General features: G+C 59.3%; 15 protein-coding genes. 3 read left to right on the top strand and 12 right to left on the bottom strand.

The genetic code is table 11. The features are described 5' to 3' along the window. Positions 1-7: 7 nt before the first annotated feature. The 4 genes from QMX86_RS17560 to QMX86_RS17545 all read right to left on the bottom strand — a co-directional run bounded on the left by QMX86_RS17560 (position 8) and on the right by QMX86_RS17545 (position 2820). Positions 8-616 carry a phage baseplate assembly protein V gene (locus QMX86_RS17560; RefSeq protein ID WP_122704941.1) on the bottom strand — a complete coding sequence of 203 codons (609 nt, stop codon included), beginning with the start codon at positions 614-616 and terminating at the stop codon, positions 8-10. A 3-nt stretch (positions 617-619) separates the two neighbouring features. Next, on the bottom strand, positions 620-1141 hold the full coding sequence (locus tag QMX86_RS17555; RefSeq protein ID WP_122704939.1) for a hypothetical protein: 522 nt from the start codon (positions 1139-1141) through the stop codon (positions 620-622). 71 nt (positions 1142-1212) lie between these two features. Beyond that, the gene (locus QMX86_RS17550) at positions 1213-1551 is read right to left on the bottom strand and encodes a phage holin family protein (protein ID WP_024011844.1); all 339 of its coding nucleotides are present in this window, start codon (positions 1549-1551) and stop codon (positions 1213-1215) included. A 525-nt stretch (positions 1552-2076) separates the two neighbouring features. Further along, positions 2077-2820 carry an XRE family transcriptional regulator gene (locus QMX86_RS17545; protein WP_110600122.1) on the bottom strand — a complete coding sequence of 248 codons (744 nt, stop codon included), beginning with the start codon at positions 2818-2820 and terminating at the stop codon, positions 2077-2079. 202 nt (positions 2821-3022) lie between these two features. On the opposite strand from QMX86_RS17545, the gene mutS reads away from it, so the two are divergent. Next, the gene (gene mutS / locus QMX86_RS17540; RefSeq protein WP_122704937.1) at positions 3023-5605 is read left to right on the top strand and encodes a DNA mismatch repair protein MutS; all 2583 of its coding nucleotides are present in this window, start codon (positions 3023-3025) and stop codon (positions 5603-5605) included. A gap of 163 nt (positions 5606-5768) precedes the next feature. Continuing rightward, positions 5769-6092 carry a ferredoxin FdxA gene (fdxA, locus tag QMX86_RS17535; RefSeq protein ID WP_073476020.1) on the top strand — a complete coding sequence of 108 codons (324 nt, stop codon included), beginning with the start codon at positions 5769-5771 and terminating at the stop codon, positions 6090-6092. 530 nt (positions 6093-6622) lie between these two features. On the opposite strand, the gene rpoS is transcribed toward fdxA, so the two are convergent. From rpoS to QMX86_RS17495, 8 genes are all read right to left on the bottom strand, one after another. Continuing rightward, on the bottom strand, positions 6623-7630 hold the full coding sequence (gene rpoS / locus QMX86_RS17530; RefSeq protein WP_016771451.1) for an RNA polymerase sigma factor RpoS: 1008 nt from the start codon (positions 7628-7630) through the stop codon (positions 6623-6625). Positions 7631-7736: 106 nt separating this feature from the next. Beyond that, positions 7737-8606: a peptidoglycan DD-metalloendopeptidase family protein gene (locus QMX86_RS17525; RefSeq protein ID WP_016771452.1), complete on the bottom strand. Its 870-nt coding sequence runs from the start codon at positions 8604-8606 to the stop codon at positions 7737-7739. Between the two features lie 211 nt (positions 8607-8817). Then, the gene (locus QMX86_RS17520; protein ID WP_160768345.1) at positions 8818-9453 is read right to left on the bottom strand and encodes a protein-L-isoaspartate(D-aspartate) O-methyltransferase; all 636 of its coding nucleotides are present in this window, start codon (positions 9451-9453) and stop codon (positions 8818-8820) included. 38 nt (positions 9454-9491) lie between these two features. Then, a complete protein-coding gene (gene surE / locus QMX86_RS17515; RefSeq protein ID WP_024011837.1) occupies positions 9492-10241 on the bottom strand; it encodes a 5'/3'-nucleotidase SurE in 750 nt (249 codons plus the stop codon). Next, on the bottom strand, positions 10229-11287 hold the full coding sequence (gene truD / locus QMX86_RS17510; RefSeq protein WP_258605174.1) for a tRNA pseudouridine(13) synthase TruD: 1059 nt from the start codon (positions 11285-11287) through the stop codon (positions 10229-10231). The genes surE and truD overlap by 13 nt, the downstream gene beginning before the upstream one ends. Beyond that, complete coding sequence (ispF, locus tag QMX86_RS17505) at positions 11284-11757, bottom strand: 2-C-methyl-D-erythritol 2,4-cyclodiphosphate synthase (RefSeq protein WP_253499599.1); 474 nt, start codon at positions 11755-11757, stop codon at positions 11284-11286. The genes truD and ispF overlap by 4 nt, the downstream gene beginning before the upstream one ends. A 43-nt stretch (positions 11758-11800) precedes the next feature. Then, positions 11801-12646, bottom strand: a complete 846-nt coding sequence (fghA, locus tag QMX86_RS17500) for an S-formylglutathione hydrolase (protein WP_282385291.1) — start codon at positions 12644-12646, stop codon at positions 11801-11803. 88 nt (positions 12647-12734) lie between these two features. Next, on the bottom strand, positions 12735-13847 hold the full coding sequence (locus QMX86_RS17495; RefSeq protein ID WP_282385293.1) for an S-(hydroxymethyl)glutathione dehydrogenase/class III alcohol dehydrogenase: 1113 nt from the start codon (positions 13845-13847) through the stop codon (positions 12735-12737). Between the two features lie 116 nt (positions 13848-13963). Here QMX86_RS17495 and QMX86_RS17490 point away from each other — a divergent pair, with 116 nt between their 5' ends. Beyond that, positions 13964-14860: a LysR substrate-binding domain-containing protein gene (locus QMX86_RS17490; RefSeq protein WP_073476033.1), complete on the top strand. Its 897-nt coding sequence runs from the start codon at positions 13964-13966 to the stop codon at positions 14858-14860. The last annotated feature ends 104 nt before the right edge of the window (positions 14861-14964 follow it).

Here is a 14964-nt window from a genome sequence, read left to right as displayed (position 1 = left end):
TCTTGAATCAGGGGCTGATGACGCGGCCCTGGTGATCGACCAAGGGGCCGCTGAAGTGCACGCCCGAGGCGTCGATGCTCAGGCCGACGGCGCCCAGTTGCAGGGTGATCAGTTGTGGCGTCATGGCCAGACGTGCAGGGCCGATGCTCAGTTCGAGCGACTCGCGAGACCCGTTGAATTGCGCGGGTCCGTTGAGCCAGTGCAAGGCGTGGCTGGCGTCGTCGTAACCGCTTTCGCTGCCGTCCTGATGTACCCGACGGGTCAGCGTCGGCACAGTCGAGGCCGGGGGGAAACGGTCACTGTTCAAGCCGAACAACGCCACAGTCTGCGCACCGCTTTCACCGCTGCCATAGTTGAACAGCAGGCACTGCTCGCCCACCGTGGGGATGCGCGATTCGCTTTGCGCACCGGCGCTAGGGTTGAAGAACTTGATCGCCGGGGTGAGCAATCCACCATGGCTGACCTGGCATGTATTGCTCGCCGCATCAATTGACTGGCAGATGCCAATGCGACAGAAACTCTCGGCGCGGCGGTGCAAGTCTTCGATTTCCGCTTCCATTTCCGCCAGACGCTCAATGATCGGGCCAAGCTGCATACGCAGTAATGCATCGAACATCGGTCAGCCCTCCAGCGCGGTGTACTGGTCTGGATCGTCGATGTTGCTGACTTCCCAGGTGCGAGCGAATTTCGGCATGCCCAGTGGATCGTCGAGCAGGGTCGAGCCGAGGTAGAGCGTCTGCTCGAAGGTCAGGGTCCAGGCTTTGTATTGCTGATCAGCACTGATAAGCAACGATGGCAAGCCATCGATATTCAGGGGCAGATCGCATTGATCGCCGGGCAATCCCCAGCGGTTGTCGGTGATCAGGTTTTTCAGCACGGCGATCAGATCGCACGCTGCAAAAGCGGTCGCAGAAAGCGCCGGGATAACTTGCAGTGACAACGTCATGACATGAGCGATACGCCCATCAGCGCCACGCACGCCGGACGCATTTCGGGCAAAGTCGATCAGTACCCAGGCTTGAGCGCCCGCCGCTGTGAAATCAGCGTGACTACCGACATTGAGGTTGAGACCGGCGGTGTTGCGCAGTGTCGTCGCGATGGTTGTGAACAGTTGCGACGGCTGCTGGATCGGTGTGGGCATACATGACCTCCTTTTCATTCGTCCACGTGCAGCCCTGCCGCCGACATGGCGGCACGGAAAAATATTCAGGGTTAAGGCTGGTCGCGCGGCGGCACTTCACAGACGCCGATGCGCTTGGCCGCCCAGCGTTCGTAAAGACCTATAGCGACATCAGCGCCGGCCATCGCCGTCAAGCAGCCAAAAGCACCAGCGGCCCAGATCGACATGCCAGCGGCGTACAGCAGCATGATTGCCGACACCCCGCAGATCATGCAGGCGCCGGAACGCAGAGCCAGACGCCGCACCAGCGACCAGCCGCGTGCGCCCTCCTTGTCGGCGCGCCACATTTCGCCGGACACCCCGCCGACGACAGCGAGGAGGATGACCAGCCAGATCGGCATGTCCGCCAACGCTTGTTGCTCGTTTGTCATGTCACGCCTCCGTGGGTGATTGATGAGTGATGGGTTGGTTCAAACGGTTTCTCTTGAGGCAGGCATTCCAAAAAGCCCGGCGCTTGTACACCGGGCTTTTCAGTAATGCGCTCCTTCGCCTTCCTTCCAATCCTGTGTTCGAGAAGGAAGCTGACTTTTCGGCGCTACTGGCGCGGTACGAGTCCATTCAGATTGTTTTTCCGACCGCGGTCCCTGCCCGCCGGATAACTGCTTCTGGTGCTTTACGCTGCACACCCGGGTCAGTTGCCAACCCTCTGAACCGTTGAGGCCGGTTCATCGCTGCCTGTTCTTGTGAAACTAAAGAGCTTGTCTTGCCAGCCGCTTTGTCGAGCGGCTTGGTGGCAAGAATATGCATGGATGCATACACAGTCAATGCGCAAATGCATTTATTTATGCATTAAATTTGCGCGTATGCATGAAACCCAAGCGGGCCAAGGGGTGGGGAGATTTGTGCAGGCGAAAAAAAACCTGCCGAGGGGCAGGTTTCAGTTGAATCGAAAGGGGCTAGCGGGCGTACATGCCCCACCAGAAGACGTGACCGAGGATGACGATCTGCTCTTCCTGGATTTCCTGGAAGCTGTAGTCCTCGTCCGGATGCTCGTCGCGATTGAAGCTGCGCAGACGGATGCCGGTGGGCAGGCGATAGAGTTGTTTCACGCGCAGCTGGCCGTTGTGATTGATCGCATACAGATCGCCATCGATGATGTCGCCGATGCCGCACTTGCCGGCGTTGACGCCGACGGTGGCGCCATCGCGAAGAACAGGCAACATGCTGTTGCCGCGCACCGTCACGCATTTGGCCTGGTCGAATTGCACGCCGTTGTGGCGCAGGCTGCGCTTGCCGAAGCGCAGGCTAGAGCGCTCGCTCTCTTCGATGACGAATCTTCCTGATCCAGCAGCCAATTCAACCTCGCGTAGAAAGGGCACCGACACCTCGTCGTCATCGACGGGCGTGTCGTCGTCCCACAGGCTTATGTCCTTGAGTTCCGCATGCACGTCAGCGCGAGTGCCGCCGGTCGTTGGCGCGACGTCCGCGCGCCCGCGCAACTGATCTGTGCTGACGTTGAAATACTCGGCGATCTTCGAAATGTGTTTATCCGAAGGATCGACAATCTTCCCGCTGAGAATCCGCGAGAGCGTTGATTGAGGCACGCCGGTGCGACGGTGGAGCTCCGTGGGGGAGATCCCGTGCTGGTCGAGCAGTGCTCTTAAGACGGAGGAAACGTTGCGTTTTTGCATAACGCGCATAGTGCTTGAAGTTTTTCCCGATGACAAATGCTGATTTGCATAAATCGTGCATAGATCAACTTTTCTCTACAAGCAAAGGCTCACCCGACCGCAGTGCCTGCGTCGGGCAGACTGGCCATGGTAACCTTGCGCTCATCGCGGAAAAGCCCGGCCACTGCCCGCGCTTTGCCCTACATCTTTTAACGAGTTGCCCGACAATCCGATGAATAAAGCCGTCTCCGACCTGTCCTCCCACACTCCGATGATGCAGCAATACTGGCGCCTGAAGAATCAGCACCCGGACCAGCTGATGTTCTATCGCATGGGCGATTTCTACGAAATCTTCTACGAAGATGCGAAGAAAGCCGCCAAGTTGCTGGACATCACCCTGACCGCGCGCGGGCAGTCGGCGGGTCAGGCGATTCCGATGTGTGGGATTCCTTACCACGCGGCGGAAGGTTACCTGGCGAAACTGGTCAAGCTCGGCGAGTCGGTGGTGATTTGCGAGCAGGTCGGCGACCCGGCCACCAGCAAAGGCCCGGTGGAGCGCCAGGTCGTACGGATCATCACGCCGGGGACAGTCAGCGACGAGGCGCTGCTGGATGAACGCCGCGATAACCTGATCGCAGCTGTATTGGGCGATGAGCGTCTGTTCGGTCTGGCGGTGCTGGATATCACCAGCGGCAACTTCACCGTGCTTGAGATCAAAGGCTGGGAAAACCTGCTGGCGGAACTGGAGCGTGTCAACCCGGTGGAACTGTTGATTCCGGATGACTGGCCAAAAGACCTGCCGGCGGAAAAACGCCGTGGCGTACGCCGTCGCGCGCCGTGGGATTTCGAGCGTGACTCGGCGCTGAAAAGTCTCTGCCAGCAGTTTTCCACCCAAGACCTGAAAGGCTTTGGCTGCGAAAACCTGACCCTGGCCATTGGCGCTGCCGGCTGCCTGTTGGCGTACGCCAAGGAAACCCAGCGCACTGCCCTGCCCCATTTGCGTAGCCTGCGTCACGAACGTCTCGATGACACCGTGGTGCTCGACGGCGCCAGCCGGCGCAATCTGGAACTCGACACCAATCTGGCCGGTGGCCGCGACAACACGCTGCAATCGGTGGTCGATCGCTGCCAGACCGCCATGGGCAGCCGCTTGCTGACTCGTTGGCTGAACCGGCCGTTGCGCGATCTCACAGTGCTGCTCGCCCGCCAGACGTCGATCCGCTGCCTGCTCGACGGCTACCGTTTTGAAAAGCTGCAACCGCAGCTCAAGGAAATCGGCGACATCGAGCGGATCCTGGCGCGAATAGGCCTGCGCAATGCGCGACCACGTGACCTTGCGCGTCTGCGTGACGCTCTCGGCGCACTGCCCGAACTGCAAGTGGCGATGACCGAGCTGGAAGCGCCGCACCTGCAGCATCTGGCGGCCACCACCAGCACCTATCCAGAACTGGCGGCGCTGCTGGCCAAAGCCATCATCGATAACCCGCCTGCGGTGATCCGTGACGGCGGCGTGCTGAAAACCGGTTACGACAGCGAACTCGATGAACTGCAATCGCTGAGCGAAAACGCCGGCCAGTTCCTCATCGATCTGGAAGCCCGGGAGAAGGCCCGTACTGGTCTGGCCAATCTGAAAGTCGGCTACAACCGTATCCACGGCTACTTCATCGAGCTGCCGAGCAAGCAGGCTGAATCGGCGCCCGCTGACTACATCCGCCGGCAGACGCTCAAAGGCGCCGAGCGTTTCATCACGCCCGAGCTGAAAGAATTCGAAGACAAGGCGCTCTCGGCCAAGAGTCGCGCGCTGGCTCGGGAAAAGATGCTTTACGAAGCGCTGCTCGAAGACTTGATCAGCCAGCTGCCACCGCTGCAGGACACCGCCGGCGCATTGGCCGAGCTGGATGTGCTGAGCAACCTCGCCGAGCGTGCCTTGAACCTCGACCTTAACTGCCCGCGTTTCGTCAGCGAGCCGTGCATGCGCATCACCCAGGGTCGTCACCCGGTGGTCGAGCAGGTGCTGACCACGCCGTTCGTGGCCAACGACCTGAGCCTGGACGACAATACGCGCATGCTGGTGATCACCGGCCCGAACATGGGCGGTAAATCCACTTACATGCGGCAAACCGCGTTGATCGTGTTGCTCGCGCATATCGGCAGTTTCGTGCCGGCCGCCAGTTGCGAGTTGTCGCTGGTCGACCGCATCTTCACCCGTATCGGCTCAAGCGATGATCTGGCCGGTGGTCGCTCGACCTTCATGGTCGAGATGAGCGAAACCGCCAACATCCTGCATAACGCCACCGAGCGCAGTCTGGTGCTGATGGACGAAGTCGGGCGCGGTACCAGCACCTTCGACGGTCTGTCGCTGGCGTGGGCGGCGGCCGAGCGCTTGGCTCATCTGCGCGCCTACACCCTGTTTGCTACGCACTATTTTGAACTGACCGTGCTACCGGAAGCCGAACCTCTGGTAGCTAACGTGCATCTCAATGCCACCGAGCACAACGAACGAATCGTGTTCCTGCACCATGTTCTGCCTGGGCCTGCCAGTCAGAGCTATGGCTTGGCAGTCGCACAACTGGCGGGTGTGCCGAGCGAAGTGATCTTGCGCGCGCGCGAGCATCTGAGCCGTCTGGAAGACACCGCCCTGCCCCACGAAGCGCCGAAATCGGCAGCCAAGGGCAAGCCGTCGACACCGCAGCAAAGCGACATGTTCGCCTCGCTGCCACATCCGGTACTCGACGAATTGGCGAAAGTGGATCTGGACGACATGACACCACGGCGTGCGCTGGAAATGCTCTATGCACTGAAGAACCGGATATAAGCACTGAAGAAGCGGATATAACGCAAATCGCTTCAAGCTGTTAGAATCTCGCGCGGTTCGGGATGCTGCTGGCTCATAGCCTGGTCAGCAGGTATCGCTCCCGAACCTGGCGACCCCAACCGTGAAGGGGCAACGCTGCCGCCGCCTGAGGAGAAAATTAGAAATGACCTTCGTCGTCACCGACAACTGCATCAAGTGCAAGTACACCGACTGCGTAGAAGTCTGTCCGGTGGACTGCTTTTACGAAGGCCCGAACTTCCTGGTGATTCACCCGGATGAGTGCATCGACTGCGCGCTGTGTGAACCAGAATGCCCGGCTGTGGCGATCTTCTCGGAAGATGAAATCCCGGCTGGCATGGAGAACTTCATCGAGCTCAATGCCGAGCTGGCGGATATCTGGCCGAACATCACCGAGAAAAAAGAATCGCTGCCGGATGCCGAAGAGTGGGATGGTGTCGAAGGCAAGATCAAACACCTCGAACGCTGATCTACCCCGCGCTCGACTGAAAGGCCCCTTGTGGGCCTTTTTGCTTTTGCAGGTTTTACTTTTCTGCAGACGAAAAAAGGGGCGGTATGACCCGCCCACATTTTTTCCCTATTCCCTGTGTTCCTTTTCATCGTCCTGATGAATCGCCTCCTGCGATGTCCGTTCCCCTCTTCCGTGAAGGGCGTGTCTGTCCGTCGACACAGCCCTGATATTAGAGAGTTTCCGCAGCGGAGCAATCAGGCTCAGGCGCAGGTATACACTGACATAAAGACATAACAATTGAAAAATATTTATATAAATCAGCAAGTTACCGCTTAGCATTGATCGCAATCGCCTTCTGCCGAAGTGTAAAAATAACGAACACTTACGACACAGTAAGCAAAGGCTTACAGCGCGAGACTACAAACTCAGAAAATGCTGACCACTCGTCTGGCACCTCGCCCGACAACGCGATGCACGAGACAGGCATAAACAAAAAGCCCCGACTGATTGAATCAGCCGGGGCTTTTTGCGGGCGGTCGATCAGGCGCTTATTGGAACAGCGACTCGCTCGACAGGCCATTCTTCTCCAGGATCTCGCGAAGGCGCTTGAGGCCTTCCACCTGGATCTGCCGCACCCGTTCGCGGGTCAGACCGATCTCCAGGCCGACATCTTCCAGCGTGCTGCTTTCGTGACCGCGCAGGCCGAAGCGGCGAATCACCACCTCGCGCTGCTTGTCGGTCAGTTCCGACAGCCATTGATCGATGCTCTGCGACAGGTCATCGTCCTGCAGCAGTTCGCACGGATCGGTGGGACGATCGTCAGTGAGGGTGTCCAGCAGGGTTTTATCCGAATCCGGACCCAGCGAGACGTCGACCGAAGAAACCCGTTCGTTCAGGCCGAGCATGCGCTTGACCTCGCCCACCGGTTTCTCCAGCAGGTTGGCGATTTCTTCGGGTGAAGGTTCGTGGTCGAGTTTTTGCGTCAGCTCCCGTGCGGCCCGCAGGTACACGTTGAGCTCCTTGACCACGTGAATCGGCAACCGGATGGTCCGGGTCTGATTCATGATCGCGCGTTCGATGGTCTGACGGATCCACCACGTAGCGTAGGTCGAGAAGCGGAAGCCGCGCTCGGGATCGAACTTTTCCACCGCGCGGATCAATCCGAGGTTGCCCTCTTCGATCAGATCCAGCAGCGACAGCCCCCGATTGACGTAACGCCGGGCGATCTTGACCACCAGCCGCAGGTTACTTTCGATCATGCGCTTGCGCCCGGCCGGATCGCCACTTTGCGACAAGCGCGCAAAATGAACTTCTTCTTCCGGGGAGAGCAGAGGGGAAAAGCCGATTTCGTTGAGATACAGCTGCGTGGCATCAAGTGCCCGAGTGTAGTCGATGTATTTATGTTGTTTGAGTGTGGCGGAGTGTCTGGATTTGGAACGAACGGAAGGTGGAGCAGCCCCTTCATCATTCAACATCGAATCCGAATCGATGCCGGTCTCCATAAGGAGAACCTCATCGTCGATGTCAAACTCCGGCACTTCTTTACTGAGAGCCATTGTTATAGTCCTTTGGTGAGTTCGACCCCAAGCTCAAGCGACGCCTTTATCCTTGGCAACGCTGGAGCCTGTCCCCTCTACGCGACGGAACAGGCTGGCCTACAAATCAACGTCTTGGCAGGAACTGCAGCGGATCCACAGGTTTACCTTGGCGGCGAATCTCAAAATGCAGTTTCACCCGGTCTGTACCCGTTGACCCCATTTCGGCAATTGTCTGTCCGACCTTGACCTGCTGCCCCTCCCGAACCAACAGCCTGCGGTTATGTCCGTAAGCACTGACGTAGGTTTCGCTGTGTTTGATGATGACCAATTCGCCGTAGCCCCTTAAGCCACTCCCGGCGTATACGACCGTCCCATCAGACGCAGCTAAAACAGGCTGTCCCAAATCTCCGGCGATATCAATTCCTTTATTCAAACTACCGTTTGAAGAGAATTTTCCAATCAGAACGCCATTAGATGGCCATCCCCAGCCGGTCGGGGCCGGGCCTGCCGGAGGCAGTGGAGCGGGTGCAGGTTTGCTCGCGACGGACGGTACAACCCCTTTGGAACCGGTGGTTGTAGTGGTTGTGGTGCCATTCGCCTGGCGCCGGATTACCGTGGTTTTACTCGACGAAGAAGGTGAAGAACTGGAGTTGCTCACCACCGCTGTCGGCGTTGAACCGCTGCGCCCGTCGAAGCGAATTGTCTGACCCGGATGGATCGTATACGGCGTAGGAATATTGTTCCGGGCGGCGAGGGTTTTGTAGTCCCAGCCGTAACGAAAGGCGATCGAAAACAAGGTATCGCCGGGGCGGACTACATATTGTCCGGTAGTAACGGTCGGACGTTGCGCGACCGAATTATTGCGATCGACAACCCGTACGTTGCTCGATTTGGTGCTGGAGCAACCGACCAGCAAGGTGCTCAAGACAAGGCCAGTCACCAGGCGCTGAAAGCTCGTGTTACCCATACGCTGCGCAATGACTGTGAGACTCACCCGCCGCTCCCTTTGTGGTGGCTGAAAATTCTGAATGCCGCACTGCGGCATGAAGTGTCGCAAGTATAACGGGCCGAAACGGCTTTACCTTTAATGACGCGAAATCACCGGACGCACACGTTTGCCAGGGGCAAGTACGCTGCGTTTAAACTTTGGCTGCCGGTGTAAGACCGGCGCCGTTGAAAGGAATTCAGCGACTGTTTGCAAATGCTCAGGCCAGTGGCCCATTGAGCAAAGGCACGAAACGCACAGCGCCCAGAACGTGTCGGGAAAAGCCATGTTCTTCGCGCACGATCAGCATCAGTTGTTGCACTTCACCGGAGCCGACCGGAATCACCATGCGCCCACCAGGGGCCAGTTGATCCAGCAAAGCTTGCGGTACATCGGTGGCGACGGCGGTGACGATGATGCCGTTGTAGGGCGCCAGCGCCGGCCAGCCTTCCCAGCCATCGCCCCAGCGAAATACCACGTTGCGCAGGTTCAGCTCGACCAGACGCTCCTTGGCGCGATCCTGCAACACCTTGATGCGCTCGACGGAAAACACCCGTTCAACCAGTTGCGACAACACCGCTGTCTGGTAGCCGGAACCGGTTCCGATCTCCAACACTTTATCCAGCGGGCCGGCCTCCAGCAGCAGCTCGCTCATGCGCGCCACCATATAAGGCTGGGAGATGGTCTGGTTGTTGCCGATCGGCAGCGCGGTGTCTTCGTAAGCGCGGTGCGCCAGCGCCTCGTCGACAAACAGGTGACGCGGCGTGCGGCGGATCACTTCCAGCACCTTGGCGTTCGATACGCCTTCTTCATACAGCCGCTGGATCAGTCGCTCGCGCGTACGCTGGGAGGTCATGCCAATGCCGCTGCGCAGGCGGTCGTCATGTTCACGCATCAGCTCAGCCCCCCCAGCCAGCCATCAAGACTTCTGAAGGCATCATTGAAGGTGCGATCGAGCTGCAACGGTGTGATGGACACATAGCCCTGCATCACGGCATGAAAATCGGTGCCCGGGCCGCCGTCTTCAGCGTCGCCGGCAGCGGCGATCCAGTAACCGGCCTTGCCGCGCGGATCGACCACTTTCATTGGCGCCGCCGCGCGGGCGCGATGGCCGAGACGGGTCAACTGAATGCCACGGATGTGATCGATGGGCAGATTGGGAATGTTCACGTTGAGTACCGTGCGCGGTGGCAGATCGAGCCCGGCGTGGGCCTCGACCAGTTTGCGCGCAAAGTAGGCCGCAGTCGGCAGGTTATCCACTTGGCGCGAGACCAGTGAAAAGGCAAACGATGGGCGCTCGAGAAATCGTCCTTCAAGGGCTGCCGCCACGGTTCCGGAATACAGCACGTCGTCACCGAGGTTGGCGCCCAGGTTGATGCCGGAAACCACCATGTCCGCTTCGCGCTCAAGCAAGCCGTTGAGGCCCAGGTGAATGCAATCGGTCGGTGTGCCGTTGAGGCTGATAAAGCCGTTGGCCAGGTATTGCGGGTGCAGCGGACGGTCGAGCGTCAGCGAACTGCTGGCGCCGCTTTTGTCCTGCTCCGGGGCGATAACCACGCATTCGGTGTAATCCGCCAGCGCAGCATAAAGCGCGGCGAGACCGGGCGCGGTTACCCCATCGTCGTTAGAAATCAGAATACGCATGGGCTGTCCGTCTGCCCCACCGGCACCAGATCAACGAGCTCGCGCACCAATACAGTGGCAAAGCATCCGGCCGGGAGGACGAATTCCAGTTGCAGAATGTCAGGTTGGGGATAATGCCACGTCAACCCGCCAATGGGCAGCCGCAGGATGCGACGTTCATGGCTCATGCCGGCGTGGATCAACCAGTCGCGCAGATCCGCTTCGCGGGCGGCGATCTCCTGCTCCAGTTCATGGACTGCGCCAGCGGTTGGCGAGTCACCTTCGCCCCACTGCGGACCGGTCGGGTGCAGGTCGAGAATTGCCAGACGCGGGTCGCTGCATTCGGCTTCGCCGGCCGGGAAAAAGCTGCGGCTGTCAGTAAAGGCCAACAGATCGCCAACCAGCGCGGTGTTCCAGGTGCCATCGGCGACGCGCGCCGCCAGCACCTGGTTGAACAGAAAGCTGCGCGCCGTCGACAGTAACCGCGATCGCACATTACGCTGTTCCGGCAAAGCCTTGCGCGCCGCCCACGCCCGCGCATCGACAACGTTGCCGCCGTCATGGCCGAAGCGCTGGGCGCCGAAATAATTGGGGATGCCTTGTTTGGCGATCAGTTGCAGGCGCTGTTCAATCGCATCTTTGTCGCCATTGAATTGCGTCAGGCGCAGGGTGAAGCCATTGGCCGAATGCGCACCGCGTTGCAGCTTGCGCTTGTGGCGCGTGGTCTTGAGGATCTTCAGCGTGTCGTTTTCCGCCGCCGACAGATCCGGATCGGCCTTGCCCGGCAGTTGCACGCTGAACCACTGTCGGGTCAGGGCCTGACGGTCCTTGAGGCCGGCATAGCTGACGGTACGCAACGGCACGCCGGCTGCCTTGGCGATACGCCGCGCCGCTTCTTCGGTATTGAGGCCGCGCTTTTCCACCCAGATCCACAGATGTTCGCCGTCACCGCTGAACGGAATATCCAGCACTTCATCGACCTGGAAATCTTCGGCGATGGCTTTCAGTACCGCTGTGCCGAGGGGTTCGCCATAGGCCCGTGGGCCGAGTAATTGCAGTTCATTCATGCGCGCAGCAACAAGGCAACGGAGTGCACGGCGATACCTTCTTCGCGACCGACAAAGCCAAGCTTTTCGGTGGTGGTAGCTTTGACGTTCACTTGATCCAACTCAACTTGAAGATCCGCCGCGATCAGCGCGCGCATCGATTCGATATGCGGCGCCATTTTTGGCGCCTGGGCAACGATGGTGTTGTCGACGTTGCCGATTTTCCAGCCCTTGGCGTGGATCAGACTGACCACATGACGCAACAGCACACGGCTGTCGGCGCCCTTGAATTGCGGATCGGTGTCCGGGAAGTGTTTGCCGATATCACCCAGCGCCGCCGCGCCGAGCAAGGCATCGCTCAAGGCGTGCAGCAGGACGTCACCGTCGGAATGAGCGAGCAGCCCGAAGCCGTGTGCAATCTGCACGCCGCCCAGAGTAATGAAATCGCCTTCAGCGAAACGGTGCACATCGTAGCCGTGGCCAATACGCATAAAAAAACGCCCCGATTTTTGTCAGGGCGTGATTCTACCTGCATTAACCGCGCAGAGCGCGTGCGTGATGCTGCAAGTGGTCCTCAATGAAGCTTGAGATGAAGAAATAGCTGTGGTCGTAGCCCGGTTGCAGGCGCAGCTCCAGCGGATGCCCCGCTTGTTTTGCCGCGTATTGCAGAGCTTCGGGTTTCAGCTGGGTGGCGAGGAAATCGTCACGATCACCTTGATCGACCAGCAACGGCAATTTCTCCGTCGCATCGGCGATCAGCACACAGGCGTCCCACTCCTTCCACTTCGAACGGTCTTCGCCCAAATAGTTGGAAAAGGCCTTCTGACCCCACGGGCAATCGATCGGATGGGTGATCGGCGAAAAAGCCGAAACCGATTTATACCGCCCAGGATTGCGTAAGGCACAGACCAAGGCACCGTGGCCGCCCATCGAGTGTCCGCTGATGCTGCGCTTGTCGGACGCGGGGAAATGCGCCTCGACCAGTGCGGGCAATTCCTTCACGACATAGTCATGCATCTGATAATGATGCGCCCATGGCTCCTGCGTGGCGTTCAGATAAAACCCGGCGCCGAGACCGAAATCCCAAGCTTTGTCGGCATCGTCCGGGACATCCGCGCCACGTGGGCTTGTATCCGGCGCGACGATGATCAGACCAAGTTCGGCAGCCATGCGCATCGCGCCGGCCTTTTGCATGAAATTCTCATCGGTGCAGGTCAGCCCGGACAACCAGTACAGCACCGGCAGCTTGCCCCCCTGCTCCGCCTGCGGCGGCAGGTACACGGCAAAGACCATGTCGCAATCAAGCACTTCGGAGCGATGGCGATAACGCTTGTGCCAGCCACCGAAACTCTTCTGACAGGAAATGTTTTCCAGATTCATAGCACTTCAGCCGCAAGCTGCAAGCTTGAAGCTGCAAGAGGGCGTTGCGCCTGCTTGCAGCTTGTGGCTTGTAGCTTGCCGCTGCTCCTTAGAAATGAATGACGGTGCGGATGCTCTTGCCTTCGTGCATCAGGTCGAACGCCTTGTTGATATCTTCCAGGCCCATGGTGTGGGTGATGAAGGTATCCAGCGGGATCTCGCCGCTCTGGGCCATGTCGACGTAGCTCGGCAATTCAGTACGGCCACGCACGCCGCCGAACGCCGAACCGCGCCAGACGCGACCGGTAACCAACTGGAACGGACGGGTAGCGATTTCCTGACCGGCACCGGCGACACCGATGATGACCGACTCGCCCCAGCCTTTGTGGCAGCACTCAAGCGCGGCGCGCATCAGTTGCACATTGCCGATGCACTCGAAGGAGAAGTCGACGCCGCCATCGGTCATGTCGACGATCACTTCCTGGATCGGACGATCAAAGCCTTTCGGGTTCACGCAATCGGTGGCACCGAGTTGTTTGGCGATTTCGAACTTGGCCGGGTTGATGTCGATCGCAATGATGCGCGCAGCCTTGGCTTTCACCGCGCCGATCACGGCCGACAAGCCAATACCACCGAGACCGAAGATGGCCACGGTGTCACCCGGTTTGACCTTGGCGGTGTTGAGCACGGCGCCGATACCGGTGGTCACGCCGCAACCGAGCAGGCAGACCTTTTCCAGCGGCGCGTCTTTGGAGATCTTGGCCACGGAAATTTCCGGGAGCACGGTGTATTCCGAAAACGTCGACGTCCCCATGTAGTGGAAAATCGTTTCGCCCTTGTAGGAAAAGCGCGAAGTGCCGTCCGGCATCAGGCCCTTGCCTTGGGTGGCGCGAATCGCCTGGCAGAGGTTGGTCTTGCCCGACTTGCAGAATTTGCACTGGCCGCATTCCGGGGTGTACAGCGGAATGACGTGGTCGCCGACGGCAACCGAGGTCACGCCCTCGCCGATCGCTTCAACGATGGCGCCACCCTCGTGGCCGAGGATCGACGGGAAGATGCCTTCCGGGTCTGCGCCGGACAAGGTGTAGGCATCGGTGTGGCACACCCCGGAAGCGACAACGCGCAGCAACACTTCACCAGCCTTCGGCATGGCGACATCGACTTCTACGATTTCCAGCGGCTTCTTGGCCTCGAAGGCAACGGCGGCGCGCGACTTGATCATGCTGACTCTCCAATGAATCCAGTAAATAAAAAAGCAGACAGACAGTGTAGTTCAGCGCGCCCTGAGGAATAATCCGGACGAAAGCAAAACATTATTGCCATACAGGGATAATCCAAGTGTCGGAAAACCGCTGGGAAGGCATCGACGAGTTCGTTGCCGTCGCCGAATGCAATCAATTCACCGCCGCTGCCGAGCGTCTTGGGGTTTCTTCCTCGCACATCAGTCGACAAATCGTACGGCTCGAAGAGCGTTTGCAGACGCGCCTGCTCTACCGCAGCACCCGGCGAGTTACGTTGACCGAAGCCGGGCAGACTTTTCTGCAGCATTGCCAGCGCCTGCAGGACGGTCGCGAAGAAGCCTTGCGCGCGGTAGGCGATCTGACCAGCGAACCGAAAGGCATGCTGCGCATGACCTGCGCGGTGGCCTATGGCGAACGCTTTATCGTGCCGCTGGTGACTCGCTTCATGGGGCTGTACCCGCAGCTGCGTATCGATATCGAGCTGAGCAATCGCCAGCTGGATCTGGTGCATGAAGGGCTGGATCTGGCAATTCGTCTGGGTCGGCTACAGGATTCGCGCTTGGTCGCGACACGCCTGGCGCCACGGAGAATGTACCTGTGCGCGTCGCCTTCCTACCTGGAACGGTATGGGCGCCCACACAGTTTGTCGGAATTGAGTCGACACAATTGCCTGATCGGCAGTTCGGATATCTGGCAACTGGAACAGAACGGGCGGGAATTTTCCCAGCGGGTGCAGGGCAACTGGCGTTGCAACAGTGGGCAGGCGGTGCTGGATGCGGCGCTTCAGGGTGTCGGGTTGTGTCAGTTGCCGGACTATTACGTGCTCGAGCACCTGCACAGCGGCGCGCTGATTTCCTTGCTCGAGGCGCATCAGCCGCCGAATACGGCGGTGTGGGCGCTGTATCCGCAGCAGCGGCATCTGTCGCCGAAGGTGCGCAAGTTGGTGGATTTTCTTAAAGAAGGGTTGGCTGAGCGGGCGGAGTATCGAAGCTGAGTGATGGGTTGTTCGTGCGGCCGCCTTCGCGAGCAAGCTCGCTCCCACAGTGGACGTGCAGTGACTGCAAATCTGGTGTCAGGCGCAAATCAAATGTGGGAGCG

The organism is Pseudomonas sp. PS01270 (genome assembly GCF_029959775.1).
Lineage (GTDB): Bacteria > Pseudomonadota > Gammaproteobacteria > Pseudomonadales > Pseudomonadaceae > Aquipseudomonas > Aquipseudomonas atacamensis.
The sequence above is the reverse complement of the archived record's forward strand: the minus strand, read 5'-3'. Positions and strand labels throughout refer to the sequence as shown.